Genomic DNA, 17,734 nt, shown 5'->3' with positions numbered 1-17,734 from the left:
CGTCCCCCCTCAGCCCCAGTAACCCTGGCGATACCACTGGCCGCTGCGCAGGCAGCGGTACAGCCAGAGCCGGCGGCCCTGACGGTCGCGGCTGCAAGCGTAGTCGCGGCGCGCGTCCTGGCCGTGATCCCACCAGCCATCTTCCAGTCGTCCCAGCCATTGGGGCTGGTCGGGGGGCGCGGCGGGCTCGGGGCCCTGTAGCCAGAGGGCAGTTCCGCAGGCCCGTTGGCCCGGGGTTGGAGCGGTGGGGGCCGGAGTGGTGGCGAGATCGTGTCGCGGCCGCTGGGCATCCTCCGGTCTCGGTGTGCGGCGGTTGATCAGACGGGCGACGGCCTGCTCGCCCAGCCGGGCGCGCAGGCGAGCCAGCACGGCGGGTAGCTGATCGGCCGGTGGTCTGCTCGCCGGGTCTGCGGCGAGCAGACTGTCGCCCCGGGCCGGTGGGTCCAGCAAGCGGGGTGCCTGCAGGCGCAGGCCGATCACCGCCGCCGGCAGGGTCTCGCGATCCAGTCGGGTCTGCCACAGGGGCAGCCACTCGTCGGTGCGAATGCCCGGCTGCCCGCGCTCCAGTGAGATGCGGGTACACGCCTCGCGGTGGGCCAGTTCCAGTGTCATCCCCTGCAGGCTGCGGTTCAGGCCGCGCAACTGCGCCTCGGCCTGGCGCAGCAGCCGCTTGAGCGGGAAGGCCAGGGTCGCCGTGGCGTGGATCTCGTGCTCCAGGCGCAGGGACAGATCCAGCACCGGGGGTGGCGCAAAGCGGGGCAGGGTCTCCGCGCGCCGCGCCAGCAGTCGGTCCAGCAGGTCCAGCAACTCCGGTCCGTGGCGTCGGGCCAGTTCGGGGCGCGACAGGCGCAGCAGATCGCCCAATTGGCGCAGGCCCACGGCGCGCAGGCCCTCGCGGGTCGCGGCGGCCAGTGGCAGGGCCTCCAGCGGAACCGGGGACAGGATGCGGCGCAGGGCCTCGGGGTCTTCCGCGATCGCGGGGTTGCGCAGGCGGGCCAGCAGGCGCGCGGCGGCGGGGCTGCGGGCCAGTCCGATACGGGGATGGAAGTCCAGTTCGGTCAGGGTGTCCCGCGCCTGGTCGCGCAGGGCCTCGAGGCCGCCGAACAGGCGGCGGCTGCGCCCGACCTCCACCAGGATGCGCTGTGCCTCCGGCTCCGGGTGCACGTGATCGGAGAACCGCAGCAGTACGCCGGCCAGCATCTCCAGTTGGGCCTGCAGGGTGTCCGGGGCATGCTCGACCAGTTCCGGGGTATCCAGCACCGCCAGGGCATCCCCCAGCGCCATGCCGGGGCGGGCACCCGCCTGGCGGGCGGCGCGGTTGGCGGCGTGCACCCGGGGGGCAGGGTCGGATTCCACCACCAGCAGGGGGCGCTGCAGCCGCCCGGGGTCCGGCTCCGTCCGGGCCAGCGCGTCCAGCGCAAGGTGCGGCAGGTCGATTGCCATCCAGTGTTCCTGCCGCGGCCGGGCGGCGCGGTTGGCGGTATGCGTCTCCGGTGGCCGGGGTGCGGTGACGGGCAGGGCTGCGGCCGGAAGCAGGCTCAGTTGTTGTCGGACCGGCTCCGGGTGTGTGGTCGCACGCGAGGGACGGGCAGGCTGGCCCATCTCAGGCCTCCGGTGGTTCGGGAACCTGCAGGGGGTGGCCGGAGCGGGCCCAGTGGCCGGCCCCCTTCAGGCAGTGCAGTTCCAGGCCGGAGGCCGCGGGCTGCCAGCGCAGGCGCTGGTGGGCCGGCGAGGGCTGTGCCGCGGCGTTTGGTGGCCGGTACAGGATCGCGCAGGCCCGGCTCTCGCTGGCAGCCAGACGCAACCGGCGCAGCAGGGCCGTCTCCACGGGGCCGCGCAGCCAGGCGAGCAGGACGCCGAACGCCGGGTCGCGCAGGCACTGCTCGCCGGCCCACAGGGTGTCGCGATCATGCTCGGTATGGATCAGCAGGACCCGCTCCGGCGGGATGCCGAGTGTCTGCCAGCCGGGTAGCCAGGGCGTGGCCGGCGGTGCGATCAGCGCGATCCAGTAGCCCTCGCGGCCGCAGGCGGCGAGCATGGGGACCAGCAGCCGGGTCTCGCCACAGCCGAACGGGGCCCCCAGCAGTTCGATCAACTGGCCGCGCGGCCAGCCGCCGCCCAGGGCCCGATCCAGCTCCGCATGGCCGCTGGGCCAGACCGGGGCATCCGTGGCCGGAGCCGCACTGCGGCCGCGCCAGAGCGCCGGGTGGTCGAGCAGGGTATCCAGCGCGCTCATGGCTTAGGGAAACACTGATTCATGTACACGCTCGCGCTCGAGTCGCTTTTGCGTGCGAACAAGGCGCGGTGACTGCGGTGCAGTCATTCTGCACAAGGGAGCCGCAACGCCGTTCCCGCGCCCGTTTTCATCAACAACGGGCGGCCGAGCCCCTGCCTTCAATCGTTTGTGGGGTTGGCGCCCCAGGTTCCCCGATCCTGCGTTGCGCCCCGAATCCATCAAAAACGGGCGGGTAGAACCACTACCTGTTGCACGACGCGCCTGGTCTCGGAAAACCTGGGGTGCCAACGCGAGTGTGTACATGAGTCAGTGTTTCCCTAGGCCTGCGGGTCGAGATCGCGCAGCACGCCCACGCCGATGCCCTCGATGGCCAGGTCCTGGCGCTCGAGGTCGATCTCGATGGGGGCGAAGTCGGGGTTCTCCGGGAGCAGGCGCACCTTCGGGCCGTCCTGCGCGAAGCGCTTGACGGTGACCTCGTCCTCGATGCGGGCGACCACGATCTGGCCGGGCCGGGCCTCCGGGGTCTGGCGCACGGCCAGCAGGTCGCCGTCGAGGATGCCGGCGTCGCGCATGCTCTCGCCGTGTACGCGCAGGAGATAGTCCGGGCGGGCGCGGAACAGGGCGTCGTCGACCCGGTAGTGGCGCTCGATATGCTCGGTGGCGAGGATCGGCGAGCCGGCGGCGACGCGCCCGACCAGAGGGAGTTCGGCCGGTGCGCCACGGGCGGCGCCCGGCAGGCGGATGCCGCGGGAGGTGCCGCCCAGCAGTTCGATCGCGCCCTTCTTCTCCAGGGCCTTCAGATGGCACTCGGCCGCGTAGGGCGAGCGGAAGCCGAAGGCCCGGGCGATCTCGCTGCGGGTCGGTGCCGTGCCCTGGGTGGCGATGGTCTCGGCGATGTAGTCGAAGATGGCTTGCTGGCGTGCAGTGAGCGACACGGGGCACCCTCCGGTTACTGTCTATATATACAGTACAGGGGTGGCTGGCGCGAGGACAAGAGCGGCGCATCCATCCGGAGTGCGTGTTTGCTCCTGACGGCCGGTTTGTTCCACCACGAAGTGCACGAAGAAGCTCAAGTGCGGTTGCACCACAGAGGATTACGGAGAAAACCCAAGGAGGTGTCGCGACCCGGGCGTAGGATGCTGTTGAGCGAAGCGAAACGCATCGATCCGCGAACCTCGCCACCCTTGGGATGGCTACACGATGCGATTCGCTTCGCTCATCACATCCTGCCGGCCGTTGCCTTTCTTCGTGCCTTCGTGGTCAACCCGCCCTGGGTCTTGAGGTGGTATTCAGGTGGGGGTGTAGTCCAGTGGCAGGGCAGTGCGGTCGACCACGCGGCGCAGCACGAAGCTGGAATGGACGCTGTCCACGCCCTCCAGTCGGGTGATGCGGCGCAGCAGGAATTCCTGGTAGGCATCCATGTCGGGGACGACCACCTGCAGCATGTAGTCCGCCGACTGGCCGGTGATCAGGTAGCAGTGCTGGACCTCGGGGTAGCTCGCCACGGTCTCCTCGAAGTGGGCGAAGCGCTCCGGGGTATGGCGGTCCATGCCGATATGGATCAGGGCGGTCAGTTCCAACCCCAGGCTGCGCCGATCCAGCAGGGCTACGCGGCTCAACAGGACGCCGGCCTGTTCCAGCGCACGCACCCGACGCAGGCAGGGGGAGGGGCTGAGCCCCACGCGATCGGCCAGGGCCTGATTGGACAGGCTCGCATCCTCCTGCAGGATCTCGAGGATGCGGCGGTCATAGCGGTCGAGTCGGTGTGGTTCGGGTTTCATGGTTGAATATTGCTCTAAAGTGGCTTTATTGCGCAAGGATAGTGCGCAACTATTGCGTTCTTAGGGAAAAACGCAAGGTTATGCCGGGGACAATGCGTTAGGATAATGCACAGATAGAAATCCGGAGCGCGGCACCCGACCACACGGCGAGGCCGCGCCCCTTACAGGAGACGAACACGATGGCCTTCGATCACACCAAGTACGCCCCGTTCCCGCCGATCGACAAGTCCGATCGGCGCTGGCCGGCCCAGCGCACCACGGCCGCCCCGCGTTTCTGCGCGGTGGATCTGCGTGACGGCAACCAGGCGCTGGTGCACCCGATGAGCGTGGAACAGAAGATGCGCTTCTTCGAGGTGCTGGTGGAAATCGGTCTGACCGAGATCGAGATCGGCTTCCCGGCCGCCTCGCAGATCGACTACGACTTTACCCGCCGCCTGATCGATGAAGACCGCATCCCCGAGGGCGTGTACATCCAGGTGCTGACCCAGGCGCGCGAGGACTTGATCCAGAAGACCTTCGCGGCGCTGGAGGGCGCCCCGCGCGCGGTGGTGCACGTGTACAACTCCACCAACCCGGCGCAGCGCGAGCAGGTCTTCCGCATGGATCGCGACGGCGTGCGCGGCATTGCCGAGAACGGTGCACGCTGGGTGCGGGATTACGCGGCGAAGTACCCCCAGACCGACTGGATCTTCCAGTACTCGCCGGAGAGCTTCTCCACCACCGAGCTGGACTTCGCGGTCGAGGTGGTCGATGCGGTGAATGCGATCTGGCGCCCGGACCAGGGCCAGAAGGTCGTGATCAACCTGCCGGCCACGGTCGAGTCCGCCACGCCGAACGTCTTTGCCGACCAGGTCGAGTGGTTCTGCGACCACGTGCAGTACCGCGAGCATTTCTGCGTGTCGCTGCATACGCACAACGACCGGGGCACCGGTGTGGCCGCGGCCGAGCTGGGCCTGCTGGCCGGGGCCGACCGCCTGGAAGGCACGCTGTTCGGCAATGGCGAGCGCACCGGCAACATGGATCTGGTCACCGTCGGCATGAACCTGTACTCGCAGGGCATTGACCCGACCATTGACCTGTCCGATATGGAGCGGCTGATGGACGTGTACAAGGAGTGCACCGACATGCCCATCAACCCGCGCCACCCGTGGGCGGGCGAGCTGGTCTACACCGCTTTCTCCGGCAGTCACCAGGACGCGATCCGCAAGGGCCTGGCGCATTACAAGGAGAAGGGCGGCCACTGGAACGTGCCCTACCTGCCGATCGACCCGAGCGACCTGGGCCGGCGTTACGAGGAGGTCGTGCGCATCAACAGCCAGTCCGGCAAGGGTGGGGTCACGCATGTGCTGGAGCGCGACTACGGCATCGAATTGCCGCGCTGGCTGGCGATCGAGTTCGCCCGCATCGTGCAGAAGGATGCCGAGACCTCGCAGATCGAGGTCTCCTCGAAGCGCATCCACGAGCTGTTCGAAAAGCATTACCTGACGCCGGTTACCGGCTGGGATCTGGTGCGTTACGAGATCGAGAAGGACGGTCCTGTGGTGCGGCTGGATGCGACCATGGGCCCGCCCGGGCGTGAATCCCGCCTGCGGGGCGAGGGCCACGGCGCGGTCGCGGCGCTGACCTCCGCCATGGAGGCCGAGCGTGGCGTGCAGGTGAAGGTCACCCACTTCGACGAGCACGCGATGGAGTCCGGCACCGAGGCGCGCGCCATGGCCGCCGTGGACGTGCAGGTCGATGGCGAACGCTCCGTGGGCGTCGCCCTGGGCGAGGACACCACGGCCGCCACCCTGCAGGCCGTGCTCAACGCCACGGGCCGCCGCCTGGGCGAGCGCGCCGTGGAGTCAGCCGCCGTCAGCGCCTGATCTCGCCGGGCCCGCGGGGCCTTTCCTGGCCCCTGTGGGAGGGTGCTTGCAACCAAGCCTCCCGTTCGCATCACAGCGGACGGGAGGCTTCGCGCCTGATCACCGCACGCGCTTCTCCAGCATGGTCTGCATGCGGGTCAGGCGTTCCTGGAGCTTGAGGGTTTCCTGCTGTATCTCGTGGATCTCCGCGTGCAGGGCCTGGTTCTCTTCGTGCACGCTGTCATGGATCATCTGCTGCTCGATCTCCATCGAGCGGTCGTGCATGCGCTGCATGGCGTCCACGATGATGGCGATGAACAGGTTCAGCACGGTGAAGGTGGCGATCAGGATGAAGGGCACGAAGAACGCCCAGGCCCAGGGGTAGATGTCCATCACCGGGCGGGCGATGTCCTCGGACCAGCCCTCCAGCGTCATCACCTGGAACAGGCTGTACATGGTGGCGCCGAGCGTGCCGAACTTCTGTGGGAAGGATTCACCAAACAGGCCGGTAGCGATGATCGCGAACACGTAGAAGATCAGCACCAGCAATCCCATGATGGAGATGATGCCGGGGATCGCCCGCAGCAGCGCCTCCACGATGAAGCGCAGCTTCGGCACCATGGAGACCAGGCGCAACAGACGCAGCACGCGCAGCACCGAGAATGGCCCCGAGGCCGGGATCAGTGCGATCCCCACCACGAAGAAATCGAACACGTTCCACGGGTTGCGCCAGAACCGCAGGCGGTAGACGAACAGCTTGGCCAGCACCTCGGCGGTGAAGATTGACAGGATGATGGCGTCCGCACTCAGGATCACCGGGCCGATCCAGCCCATTACGGTGTCCGAGGTCTCGAGCCCCAGGGTCAGGGCGTTCAGCAGGATCAGGCCAATGATGAAGCGCTGGGTCAGCCGGGCCTCGATAAAGTGTTCCAGGCGTGCGCGCAGCGTGGGGGTTTCGCTCATGGTGTCGAAGATCGTTGGAGTCCTTGGGGACGCGCAAGAGTAGGGTAAAGCCGGGGTTCCGGCAATCGCGCGAGCGCAAGCACGCGCCACGTCAGGAGTGCCTGGCAGACGGCACGAATGGACAGATTCCCGGGAACGGAAGGAGAGCACGGATGTGGGATGAACGTTACGCTGAGGACGACTACGTCTACGGCACTGAACCGAATGATTTTCTGCGCGCGGCAGTGGCCAACGTGCCGCGCGGGCGGGCCCTGTGCCTGGCCGAGGGGGAGGGCCGCAACGCGGTGTTCCTGGCGCAGCAGGGGTTCGACGTGCTGGCGGTGGACAGCTCCGCGGTCGGCCTGCAGAAGGCCCAGCGCCTGGCCGAGGACCGCGGGGTGCAGATCGAGACCCTGGTGGCGGATCTTGCCGACTACGCGATCGAGCCGGACTCCTGGGATCTGATCGTATCGATCTTTTGCCATTTGCCCCCGGACGTTCGGCGCCGCCTGCACGCCGAGGTGGTCGCGGGCCTGCGCCCGGGCGGGGTGTTCATCCTCGAGGCCTATACGCCGGCGCAACTCGAATGGGGCACGGGAGGTCCGCCCATTGCGGAGTTGATGATGACGCGGGAGGCGCTGACCGAGGAGCTGGACGGGCTGGAGTTCGAAGAGGCCGTGGAACGCGAACGCGACGTGATCGAGGGGCGTTTCCACACCGGGCGCGGCGCGGTGGTGCAGGTCCTGGCGCACAAGCCGCGGAACGACTGGGGCTAGACGCGGGCGCGCCCGTTCTTGGAGGTTGCCGGGCCGGTGTTCAGGCCGCTGCGGGCGGGACGGCCACACCCGCTTCGCGCAACCAGTTTCCCAGGGTGATCAGCGGTAGCCCCACCAGCGCGGTCGGGTCGTCGCCGCTCATGCGTGCGAACAGGCTGATGCCCAGCCCCTCGGACTTGAAGCTGCCGGCACAGTCCAGCGGCTGGTCCAGTGCAACGTAGCGCCGGATCTCCTCGGGGCTCAACTCGCGGAAGGTCACGGTGAACGGGACCTGGCCTGTCCGCACCATCCCGGTGGCCGTGTCCAGCAGGCACAGGCCGGTGTGGAACGTAACCGTTTCCCCGGACAGCGCCGCGAGTTGCGCCTCGGCGCGGACGCTGTCGCCGGGCTTGCTGAGGACCTGCCCGGCGTGGCTGGCGTTCTGGTCGGAGCCGATGACCAGATGGTCGGGATAGACATCGGCGACCGCCCGGGCCTTGGCCTCGGCCAGGCGCGCCACCATCGCCTCGGGCAATTCATGCGCCAGAGGGGTCTCGTCCACCGCCGGGCGCGCGGTCTCGAAGGGCAGATGCAGCCGCTCCAGCAGTTCGGCGCGATAGCGCGAGGTGGAGGCGAGGACCAGTCTTCGTGCGGTATCAGCCATCGTCGCCGTCGATCTCGATCAGGGCGTCGTCCGGATTGGCGGCGGCCCCCTTGGTGATGTTCACTGCGGTGACCGTGCCGGACACGGGGGCGGCGATTTCCGATTCCATCTTCATCGCCTCCAGCACCAGCACTGGCTGCCCGGCCTCGACCTTGTCACCCTCGGCCACCAGCACGTCGATGATGGTGCCGGGCATGGAGGTGGTGACGTCGCCCGGCCGGGTCGCACGGCGCGACTTCTTGCCTCCGCTGCCCCCGCGGCTGCGTTCGGCGCCGCCGTTGCCGGCGGTCTCGATGCTGTCCAGGGTCTCGATCTGGACCTCTTCCGGCATCCCGTCGACCGTCACGTACATTGGGCGGGTGTCCTCCCGGTGATGGCCGGAGCCGTTGACCTGGATGTGATAGGTCTCGCCGTGGAAGGTGACGTTGAACTCCACCGGGGCCGGGCAGCCGGCCTGGGTGTTCTCCGGCAGGTTGAGCGGTTCCGGGCTGAGCGTGCCGTCGCGGCGCTGCTCCAGGAATTGCCGTCCTACTTCGGGGAACAGGGCGAAGGTCAGGACATCCTCCGGGCCCCCGGCGAGGTCTCCGATCTCGTCAGTCAGGGTGGCCATCTCCGGTTTCAGCAGGTCGGCCGGGCGGCAATCGATGACATCGGCATTGCCGATGGCCTGTTGCCGCACGACGCTGTTGATCGGGCCGGGCGCCCGGCCGTAGTGCCCGGTCAGGTATTGCTTCACCTCGTTGGTGATGGTCTTGTAGCGCTCCCCGGCGAGGACGTTCATCACCGCCTGGGTGCCGACGATCTGCGAGGTGGGGGTGACCAGCGGCGGGTAGCCCAGGTCCTCGCGGACCCGGGGGATCTCTTCCAGTACCGCATCAAAGTGATCCAGCGCGTTCTGGTCACGCAGCTGGTTCGCCAGGTTGGAGATCATCCCGCCGGGCACCTGGTTGATCTGCACGCGGGTGTCGACGCCGGTGTACTCACTCTCGAAGCGCTGGTACTTCTTGCGCACTTCGTGGAAGTACAGCCCGATCTTCTGCAGCGCGACCAGATCCAGACCGGTGTCGTGTTCGGTGCCGGCGAGGGCGGCGACCAGGCTCTCCGTTGGCGGGTGGCTGGTGCCCCCGGCGAATGCCGAGATCGCGGTCTCGATATGCCGGCAGCCGGCCTCGATGGCCTGCCAGTGGCACAGCTCGGACAGCCCCGATGTGGCGTGGGCGTGCAGGTGGATCGGCACGTCCAGGGCATCCACCAGCTCGGTGACCAGCTCGCGGGTGGCGCTGGGGGTGAGCAGCCCGGCCATGTCCTTGATCGCGATGCTCTGCGCGCCCATCGCGACCAGCTCGCGGCCCAGGGCGACGAATTCGGCGGCCGAATGCACCGGGCCGGTGGTGTAGCAGAGCGTGCCCTGGGCATGGGCGTCGGCCTCGCGGGTGGCCTCGATCGCGGTGCGCAGGTTTCGCGCGTCGTTCATCGCGTCGAAGATGCGGATGATGTCGATGCCACCGGCGACCGAGCGCTCGACAAAGGCGCGCACCACGTCGTCGGCGTAGTGGCGATAGCCGAGCAGGTTCTGTCCGCGCAGCAGCATCTGCAGGGGGGTGTTCGGCAGCGCGGCCCGCAGCTGGTGCAGCCGCTCCCAGGGGTCCTCCTTGAGAAACCGCACGCAGGCATCAAAGGTGGCACCGCCCCAGGCCTCCAGCGAGTGAAAGCCGATGGCGTCCATCTGCTCGCAGATTGGCAGCATGTCCTCGGTGCGCATGCGCGTGGCGATCAGGCTCTGGTGGCCGTCGCGCAGGGTGACATCGGTGATGTGAACTCGATCCATGGTCAGTCCGGTGGCCGGGGTTATAACCCGTGGTGGGCGGCGAGGGCTGCGGCAACGGCCACCGCCAGTTGGCGGTCCGAGCGCTTGCCGGGGAAGTGCGTCAGCTCCGGGTGGGCCGCGACGAACCCGGTATCGAAGTGCCCGCTGCGGAAGGTCGGGTGGTCAACGATGGCCAGGTGGAACGGGATGGTGGTCTTGACCCCGAACACGCCCATGTCCCGCAGGGCACGATTGGCGCGGGCCAGCAGGTCGTCCCACTCCAGGGCCCAGCAGATCAGCTTGGCGCACATCGAGTCGTAATGCGGCGGGATGGTGTAGCCGGTGTAGATGGCCCCGTCGGTGCGCACGCCCGGGCCGCCCGGGGCGAAGTAGCGGGTGATGCGGCCGAAGCTCGGCAGGAAGTCGTTCTTCGGGTCTTCCGCGTTGATGCGGAACTCCATCGCATAGCCGCGGCGGGTGATCTGCGACTGTTCGTAGCGCAGCGGCTCTCCGGCGGCGATGCGCAGCTGTTCCTGCACGATGTCGACCCCGGTGATCATCTCAGTAACTGGATGTTCTACCTGAAGTCGTGTGTTCATTTCCATGAAATAGAACGAATCATCTGCGTCCATCAGGAACTCGACGGTGCCGGCGTTCTGGTAGCCGACGGCGAGCGCGGCGCGCACCGCCAACTCGCCCAGATACTGGCGCTGCGCCTCGTCCAGCTGCGGCGAGGGGGCGATCTCCACCAGCTTCTGGTGGCGGCGCTGCACCGAGCAGTCGCGTTCGAACAGGTGGATCGCATGGCCGTAGGCATCGCCGAGGATCTGCACCTCGATGTGTCGCGGATTGACCACGGCCTTCTCGAGGAAGATCTCGGTGCTGCCGAAGGCACGGGTGGCCTCGGAGCGCACGCGCTCGAAGTTGTGCTCCAGAGCGGCGGCATCCTCGCACAGGCGAATGCCGCGTCCGCCACCGCCATTGGTGGCCTTGAGCATCACCGGATAGCCGATGCGCTCGGCCACCTCCAGCGCCGCGGTGACGCCCTCCAGGTTGCCCTCCGAGCCGGGTGTGACCGGCACCCCGGCCTCGATCATCGCCCGGCGCGCGGCCACCTTGTCGCCCATGCGGCGGATCACCGACGCATCCGGGCCGACCCAGATCAGATTGCGGGCGGCGCAGGCCGCGGCAAAGTCGGGGTTTTCGGAGAGGAAGCCGTAGCCCGGGTGCACCGCGTCACAGCCGGCGGCGCGCGCGACGCTGATCAGGCGATGGATGCTGAGATAGCCGCCCATGGAGTCCGGGCCGATGGCGTAGGCCTCGTCGGCCTTCTTCACGTGCAGGGCGTGGCGGTCGGCATCGGTATAGACCGCGACCGAGATGATCCCCAGTTCGCTGCATGCCCGGATCAGGCGCACGGCGATTTCGCCCCGGTTGGCAATGAGCAGCTTGCGAATCAAACGGAAGGCCCCGGGCAGGTCGATGACAACCCGAGTATCGACGTCGTTTGGGGCGGCTGCAAGTTTCTGTTTCGCTTTGACAGATCGCCCTCGCGCGCGTATATTCCGCGCCCTTGCAACCGAGCCGTTTATGAGTCGCATCCCCGTTTCTCTTGACCCGTGGCAACCGCGTGCGCGGCACCTGGAATTCGAGGGTGACCTGCGTGCGGAAGAGCTGCCGCGGTTGCGTGCCGATGCCCTGCCGGGACACCCGTTGCGGGTGCACGCGCAATTCCAGCTGGAACGCGGGGCGCTGGACGAGATACGGCTGAGCGGGATGATTACCGGCGAGCTGTGGCAGACCTGCCAGCGCTGCCTGCAGCCGATGGCATGGGAATTCCGCCTTGAACCGGATGCCGTGCTGCTGCCACCGGAAGGCACTCCGGCGGGCATGAGCGAGGGCGATGACTTTGTCGCTCTCGAGGCGGATGGCCTGTTGCGCCCCGCGGCATGGGTCGAGGAAGAGATCCTGCTGGCGTGGCCACTGGTGCCGCGCCATGCGGACTGCGAACCCGCCGCCGGGGCCGAATTCGAGGAAGGCGAGGGCGCCGAAAATCCGTTCGCGGTGCTCGAACAACTCAAGAAGGGCGGCCCGGACCGGGGCGGCTCATGACGTGAGCGCCGGCCGGGGCATTGTCCGGGCCGAACCGTTATACTTGCGCCCGATTTGATACCGGGCTCACTCCCGTCGCCACGGGATTTTGATCAATCTGGAGATGCATCATGGCTGTTCAGCAACGCCGCAAGACTCGTTCCAAGCGCGATATGCGCCGCTCCCACGACAGTCTGACGGGCGCTACTCTGTCGACCGACCCGACCACCGGCGAGATCCATCGTCGTCACCACATGACTCCGGATGGTTTCTACCGCGGTCGTCAGGTGATCCAGCAGGCCGTCGAAGTCGACGAAGACGAAGATTAAGGTCCAGGGAATGACCGTCCCGGGGCCACGGCTGCGTTTGCGCCGTGGCCTTTCCGCGTTTGAATACGGCCGCTGTGCGGTCGTCCGTCGGGCCCGAGCATGACTGCCAGTTTTACCATCGCACTGGACGTGATGGGCGGCGACCACGGTGCGTCCGTCATCCTTCCGGCTGCGCGCCGTTCACTGAAGGTCGCAGACGATTTCCGCCTGCTGCTGGTCGGTGACCAGGAGACCATCGAGTCCGGGATATCCGGCTGGTCCGCGAGCGAACGCGAGCGGGTCGAGATGGTGCATGCCAGCCAGGTGGTCGGCATGGACGAGCTGCCGGCCGTGGCCCTGCGTACCAAGCGCGACTCCTCGATGCGGGTCGCCATTGACCAGGTGAAGAACGGGGCGGCCCAGGCCTGCGTCTCCGCCGGCAATACGGGTGGTCTGATGGCCACTGCGCGGTACGTCCTGAAGACCCTCCCCGGCATTGATCGTCCGGCCATCGCCACGGCCCTGCCGTCGATGAACGGGCATACCCACATGCTCGACCTGGGCGCCAATGTGGATGTCGAGGCCGCGCATCTGTATCAGTTCGCGGTGATGGGATCGGTGCTGGCGAATGCGGTGGACGGTCTGGAGGCCCCGCGGGTCGGCCTGCTGAACATCGGCTCCGAGGCGATCAAGGGCAATGACCGCGTGCGCGAGGCCGGCCGCATGCTGGAAGAATCCAGCCTCAATTACATCGGCTTCGTCGAGGGGAACGATGTCTACTGTGGCGATGTGGACGTGGTGGTTTGTGACGGCTTTGTCGGCAACGTCGCGCTGAAGATCAGCGAAGGCGTGGCCAAGATGATCTCCTCCAAAATGAAGGCGGAGTTCGATGCATCGGTGTTTTCTCGGTTGTCCGGCCTGTTCGCACTGCCGGTACTGCGCCGGATCCGTCATCGGTTCGACCACCGCCGCTACAACGGCGCTTCGCTGCTGGGACTGCAGGGCGTGGTGATCAAGAGCCACGGAAGCGCCGACGAGCTGGCCTTCGAGCATGCGATCCGCATTGCCCGCATCGAGGCCGAGGCGAACATCTCGAGTCGGATCGACAAGCAGCTTGGCCAGCTCCTGGGCCAGGAGACAAGCGAGTGAAGCATGCACGCATCAGCGGGACCGGGAGCTACCTGCCCGAGCGCATCCTGACCAACGCCGAGCTGGAGGCGATGGTCGATACCTCGGATGCCTGGATCCGCGACCGCACCGGAATCCGCGAGCGGCATATCGTCGCCGAGAACGAGGTGACCTCGGATCTCGCGCTGAAGGCCGCCGAGCGCGCAATGGACGCCGCCGGCATCCGCGCCGCCGACCTCGACCTGATCCTGGTCGCAACCACCACCCCCGATCAGATCTTCCCCAGCACCGCGTGCATCCTGCAGGCCAAGCTGGGTGTGGGGGGCTGTCCGGCCTTCGATATCCAGGCGGTGTGCAGTGGGTTCGTGTACGCCCTGGCCACTGCCGACCGCTTCATGCAGAGCGACGAGATCCGGCATGTGCTGGTCGTGGGGGCGGAGACGCTCTCGCGCATTACCGACTACACCGACCGCGGAAACTGCATCCTGTGGGGCGACGGTGCGGGTGCCGTGATCCTGTCGCGATCGCCGGACCCGGGCATCATCTCCACGCACCTGCATGCCGACGGCCACCACAAGAGCCTGCTGGAGGTTCCGGGTGGCGTGTCGCAGCCGGACAGCAACCCGGATCTCGACTTCATTCGCATGGAAGGCCGAGCCGTCTTCCGCGTGGCAGTGAATACCCTGGACCAGATCGTCGACGAGACCCTCGAGTACAACGGGATCGACAAATCCGAGCTGGACTGGCTGGTGCCGCACCAGGCGAACATCCGCATCATCCAGGCGACCGCGAAGAAGCTGAACATGTCCATGGACAACGTCGTGGTCACGGTGGATCGCCACGGCAACACCTCGGCCGCGTCCATCCCGCTGGCGCTGGATACCGCCGTGCGCGACGGTCGCATCAAGAAGGGTGACCTGATTCTGACCGAGGCCTTTGGCGGCGGATTCACCTGGGGCTCCGCGCTCATCCGGATGTAACCGGGGTCCGCGGACGCGTCATCGCGAGGCGCGCAGCGCCGTGGCGATCGACCGGGAGGGTCCTCGGCGTCCTGGGGAAACACAAGGAGCATTCGGCATGGGCCGCGAGATCGAACGCAAATTCCTGCTGGCCAGTGATGCCTGGCGCGAGCGTGTCGTGCGTGCGCAGCGCATGCGGCAGGGCTACCTGTGCGGCAACGACCGTGCCTCCATCCGCGTGCGAGTGGACGAGGGCGGTGCCAACCTCAACATCAAGAGCGCGACCCTCGGCGTGGAACGCGACGAATACCAGTACGACATCCCCGTGGACGAGGCCCACCGCCTGCTGGACACGCTGGCCGGCCCGCAGGTCGAAAAGACCCGCCACTGGGTGGACGTCGAAGGCTGGGAATACGAGGTCGACGTGTTCGAGGGCGCCAATGCAGGCCTGATCGTGGCCGAGCTGGAGTTGCCGAGCAGCGACGCCGAATTCCCGCGTCCGGACTGGCTGGGCGAGGAGGTCTCGCACGACCCGCGCTACTACAACACCGAACTCGCCCGGAATCCCTATCGCGAGTGGCCGGATGCCTCCTAGCGAGATCTTCGCCGCGGACTGCCGCGCCTGCCCGCGCCTGGCGGGTTTTCTGGAGGGCGTGCGGGCGAAGCACCCCGAGTATCACGCCGCGCCCGTGCCGTCCTTCGGCCCGCTGGATGCGCGGCTGCTGATCGTTGGCCTGGCACCCGGCATGCACGGGGCCAACGCCACCGGGCGCCCGTTCACCGGCGACTATGCCGGTGTCCTCCTGTATCAGACCCTGCACGAACACCGCTTCGCCAGTGCACCGGAGAGCGTGCGCGCGGACGACGATCTGGAGCTAATCGACTGCCGCATCACCAACGCGGTCAAGTGCCTCCCGCCGCAGAACAAGCCGACCACCGAAGAGATCCGCACCTGCAACGGCTTCCTCGCCGCCGAGATGGCGGCCATGCAGCCGCGGGTAATTCTGGCGTTGGGCAAGATCGCCCACGACGCCATCCTGCGTGCGAAGGGCCTGCCGCTGTCTAGTCTGCGCTTCGCCCACGGCGCCGAACACGAGCTGGACGCACACACCCGTCTGATCGACTCCTACCACTGCTCGCGCTACAACACCCAAACCCGCCGCCTGACCCCCGCCATGTTCAACGAACTCTTCGCTCGCATTCGCACCTACCTCGGGTAGGGAGTACGCGATCAGGGGACTCCAGTCTCCCCGTCATTGCGAGACGCGATACGTTGGCCTTCGGGCGGCGAGACAAGCGAAAAACGGAGTATCAGGCCAGCCCGGACATCGCCGGACCCGCACGCGGGCTATGCCGGGCGGCGGGGGAATTCCGGTATCCTGAAACGATCATGAGTACCTCCGAAACCGGATTCGATCACAAGCGCTTTGTGCAGACGCTGACGCAGTCGCCCGGCGTCTACCAGATGCTGGATGCGGCCGGGAACGTGCTGTACGTCGGCAAGGCGCGCAACCTGAAGAGCCGGGTGCCCAGCTATTTTCGTGGGAGCGACGACCGCGGGCCGCGCATCCGCTCGATGGTGCGGCAGATCGCGGATATCCGTGTTGCGGTGACGCATACCGAGGCCGAGGCGCTGCTGCTGGAAGCCAACCTGATCAAGCGTCACCGGCCGCGCTACAACGTGCTGCTGCGTGACGACAAGAGCTACCCCTACATCTACGTCTCGAACCAGGAATACCCGCGCCTGGGGTTTCATCGCGGCGCGCGCAAGAAGGGCATGCGCTACTTCGGGCCGTACCCTTCGGCCGGCGCGGTGCGCGAAAGCCTGGCGCTGCTGCAAAAGCTCTTTCAGGTGCGCCAGTGCGAGGACAGCGTGTTCGCGCACCGTTCGCGCCCCTGTCTGCAGTACCAGATCGGGCGTTGCACCGCGCCCTGTGTCGGCCATATCTCCCCGGAGGACTACGCGCGCGACGTCGAGGCATCGGTCAAGTTCCTCGAAGGCAAGAGCGAGGCCGTGATCGAGGAACTGATGGAGCGCATGGAGGCGGCCTCGACGCGCCTGGACTTCGAGCATGCCGCGCGCCTGCGCGACCAGATCGCACGGCTGCGCCAGATCTCCGAACAGCAGTTCGTCTCCGGCGGCGAGGGGGATGCCGACGTGTTTGCCCTGGCGCAGGAGGCGGGGACCTGCGCGGTGGAGATCTTTTTCGTGCGCAATGGGCAGAACCTGGGCAACAGCGAGTTGTTCCCGAACGTGCCGGAGGCGACCGAGACCGACGAGATCATGGCCGCGGTGCTGGCGCAGTACTACGCGGAACGCGAGCCGCCGGCGCGCATCCTGCTGTCGCACGAGCCGCAGGGCGCCGAGACCCTGGAGGCTTACCTGGCCGAGCGGCGGGGCGGAAAGGTCGCCCTGGCCTGGTCGCTGCGCGGCGACCGCGCACGCTGGCTGGACATGGCGCGGCGCAATGCCGAACTGGCCCTGAAGACCCGGATTGCCAGCCAGGCGGGACAGACGGCGCGCCTGGATGCGCTGACCAGCGAGTTGGGCCTGGAGGAGACGCCCAAGCGCATGGAGTGCTTCGACATCTCGCACACCGGCGGTGAGGGCACGGTGGCCTCCTGCGTCGTGTTCGGGCCGGAAGGGCCGATCAAGTCGGATTATCGGCGCTTCAACATCGAGGGGATCGAACCGGGCGATGACTACGCGGCCATGCATCAGGCGCTCAGCCGGCGCTTTGCACGGCTCAAGAAGGGCGAGGGGCAGGAACCGGATATCCTGTTCATCGATGGCGGCAAGGGCCAGGTGACCCAGGCGCTGAACGTGCTGGCCGACCTCGGGCTGGACCACATCAAGGTCGTGGGCGTGGCCAAGGGCGAGGAGCGCAAGGCGGGCATGGAAACCCTGATATTGAGCGGGGTAGAGGCGCCCTCTATACTCCCCGCGCATTCGGGTGCGCTGCATTGGATCCAGCAGATCCGCGACGAGGCCCACCGCTTTGCGATCACCGGGCACCGCGCCCGCCGTGCCAAGGCGCGCAAGGAGTCCACCCTGGAGGCGATCCCGGGGCTGGGGCCGAAGCGTCGCAGCGCGCTGCTGAAGCACTTTGGCGGCCTGCGCGGGGTCAGCCGGGCCGGGGTCGAGGAGCTGACCAAGGTGCCGGGGATTCACCGCCGGCTCGCGCAGGCGATTTACGACCAGTTTCACGAGAGTTGAGC

General features: G+C 67.4%; 17 protein-coding genes. 9 read left to right on the top strand and 8 right to left on the bottom strand.

The genetic code is table 11. The features are described from left to right. Positions 1-9: 9 nt before the first annotated feature. The 4 genes from F792_RS0113490 to F792_RS0113475 form a co-directional block, all read right to left on the bottom strand. Positions 10-1,443: a DNA polymerase Y family protein gene (locus F792_RS0113490; protein WP_018170047.1), complete on the bottom strand. Its 1,434-nt coding sequence runs from the start codon at positions 1,441-1,443 to the stop codon at positions 10-12. A gap of 160 nt (positions 1,444-1,603) precedes the next feature. Further along, the gene (imuA, locus tag F792_RS0113485) at positions 1,604-2,236 is read right to left on the bottom strand and encodes a translesion DNA synthesis-associated protein ImuA (RefSeq protein WP_018170046.1); all 633 of its coding nucleotides are present in this window, start codon (positions 2,234-2,236) and stop codon (positions 1,604-1,606) included. A 317-nt stretch (positions 2,237-2,553) separates the two neighbouring features. After that, positions 2,554-3,171, bottom strand: a complete 618-nt coding sequence (lexA, locus tag F792_RS0113480) for a transcriptional repressor LexA (protein ID WP_018144172.1) — start codon at positions 3,169-3,171, stop codon at positions 2,554-2,556. Between the two features lie 354 nt (positions 3,172-3,525). Next, positions 3,526-4,017 carry an Lrp/AsnC family transcriptional regulator gene (locus tag F792_RS0113475; RefSeq protein WP_018144171.1) on the bottom strand — a complete coding sequence of 164 codons (492 nt, stop codon included), beginning with the start codon at positions 4,015-4,017 and terminating at the stop codon, positions 3,526-3,528. 179 nt (positions 4,018-4,196) lie between these two features. On the opposite strand from F792_RS0113475, the gene F792_RS0113470 reads away from it, so the two are divergent. Next, entirely contained in the window at positions 4,197-5,882 is a 1,686-nt protein-coding gene (locus tag F792_RS0113470; RefSeq protein ID WP_018170045.1) for a 2-isopropylmalate synthase, read from the top strand. A 99-nt stretch (positions 5,883-5,981) separates the two neighbouring features. On the opposite strand, the gene F792_RS0113465 is transcribed toward F792_RS0113470, so the two are convergent. Beyond that, positions 5,982-6,824 carry an ion transporter gene (locus F792_RS0113465; protein WP_018170044.1) on the bottom strand — a complete coding sequence of 281 codons (843 nt, stop codon included), beginning with the start codon at positions 6,822-6,824 and terminating at the stop codon, positions 5,982-5,984. A 152-nt stretch (positions 6,825-6,976) separates the two neighbouring features. Between F792_RS0113465 and F792_RS0113460 the strand changes: the two genes are divergently transcribed. Then, on the top strand, positions 6,977-7,579 hold the full coding sequence (locus F792_RS0113460; protein WP_018170043.1) for a cyclopropane-fatty-acyl-phospholipid synthase family protein: 603 nt from the start codon (positions 6,977-6,979) through the stop codon (positions 7,577-7,579). Positions 7,580-7,619: 40 nt separating this feature from the next. Here F792_RS0113460 and F792_RS0113455 read toward each other — a convergent pair whose 3' ends face one another. From F792_RS0113455 to F792_RS0113445, 3 genes are read right to left on the bottom strand one after another with little or no spacing between them, the layout of a single operon-like run. After that, on the bottom strand, positions 7,620-8,222 hold the full coding sequence (locus F792_RS0113455; RefSeq protein ID WP_018170042.1) for a nucleoside triphosphate pyrophosphatase: 603 nt from the start codon (positions 8,220-8,222) through the stop codon (positions 7,620-7,622). Continuing rightward, on the bottom strand, positions 8,215-10,050 hold the full coding sequence (gene oadA, locus F792_RS0113450; RefSeq protein WP_018170041.1) for a sodium-extruding oxaloacetate decarboxylase subunit alpha: 1,836 nt from the start codon (positions 10,048-10,050) through the stop codon (positions 8,215-8,217). The genes F792_RS0113455 and oadA overlap by 8 nt, the downstream gene beginning before the upstream one ends. 20 nt (positions 10,051-10,070) lie before the next feature. Next, complete coding sequence (locus F792_RS0113445) at positions 10,071-11,489, bottom strand: acetyl-CoA carboxylase biotin carboxylase subunit (RefSeq protein WP_018170040.1); 1,419 nt, start codon at positions 11,487-11,489, stop codon at positions 10,071-10,073. A 130-nt stretch (positions 11,490-11,619) separates the two neighbouring features. On the opposite strand from F792_RS0113445, the gene F792_RS0113440 reads away from it, so the two are divergent. The 7 genes from F792_RS0113440 (at position 11,620) to uvrC (ending at position 17,732) form a co-directional block, all read left to right on the top strand. After that, a complete protein-coding gene (locus F792_RS0113440) occupies positions 11,620-12,141 on the top strand; it encodes a DUF177 domain-containing protein (protein ID WP_018170039.1) in 522 nt (173 codons plus the stop codon). Positions 12,142-12,251: 110 nt separating this feature from the next. Then, positions 12,252-12,449: a 50S ribosomal protein L32 gene (rpmF, locus tag F792_RS0113435; protein WP_018144163.1), complete on the top strand. Its 198-nt coding sequence runs from the start codon at positions 12,252-12,254 to the stop codon at positions 12,447-12,449. A gap of 99 nt (positions 12,450-12,548) precedes the next feature. Continuing rightward, positions 12,549-13,577, top strand: coding sequence for a phosphate acyltransferase PlsX (gene plsX, locus F792_RS0113430; RefSeq protein WP_018144162.1), 1,029 nt, complete (start codon positions 12,549-12,551; stop codon positions 13,575-13,577). Further along, on the top strand, positions 13,574-14,536 hold the full coding sequence (locus F792_RS0113425) for a beta-ketoacyl-ACP synthase III (RefSeq protein WP_018144161.1): 963 nt from the start codon (positions 13,574-13,576) through the stop codon (positions 14,534-14,536). Before plsX ends, F792_RS0113425 begins: the two co-directional genes overlap by 4 nt. Positions 14,537-14,633: 97 nt before the next feature. Continuing rightward, positions 14,634-15,110, top strand: coding sequence for a CYTH domain-containing protein (locus F792_RS0113420; RefSeq protein ID WP_018170038.1), 477 nt, complete (start codon positions 14,634-14,636; stop codon positions 15,108-15,110). After that, entirely contained in the window at positions 15,100-15,735 is a 636-nt protein-coding gene (locus tag F792_RS0113415) for a uracil-DNA glycosylase (protein WP_018170037.1), read from the top strand. Before F792_RS0113420 ends, F792_RS0113415 begins: the two co-directional genes overlap by 11 nt. Before the next feature lie 170 nt (positions 15,736-15,905). Further along, positions 15,906-17,732 (top strand): excinuclease ABC subunit UvrC, encoded by a 1,827-nt coding sequence (gene uvrC, locus F792_RS0113410; protein WP_018170036.1) that lies wholly within the window; start codon positions 15,906-15,908, stop codon positions 17,730-17,732. Positions 17,733-17,734 lie beyond the last annotated feature (2 nt).

The sequence above is a fragment of the Thioalkalivibrio sp. ALMg9 genome (assembly GCF_000380625.1).
GTDB lineage: Bacteria > Pseudomonadota > Gammaproteobacteria > Ectothiorhodospirales > Ectothiorhodospiraceae > Thioalkalivibrio > Thioalkalivibrio versutus.
The sequence above is the reverse complement of the archived record's forward strand: the minus strand, read 5'-3'. Positions and strand labels throughout refer to the sequence as shown.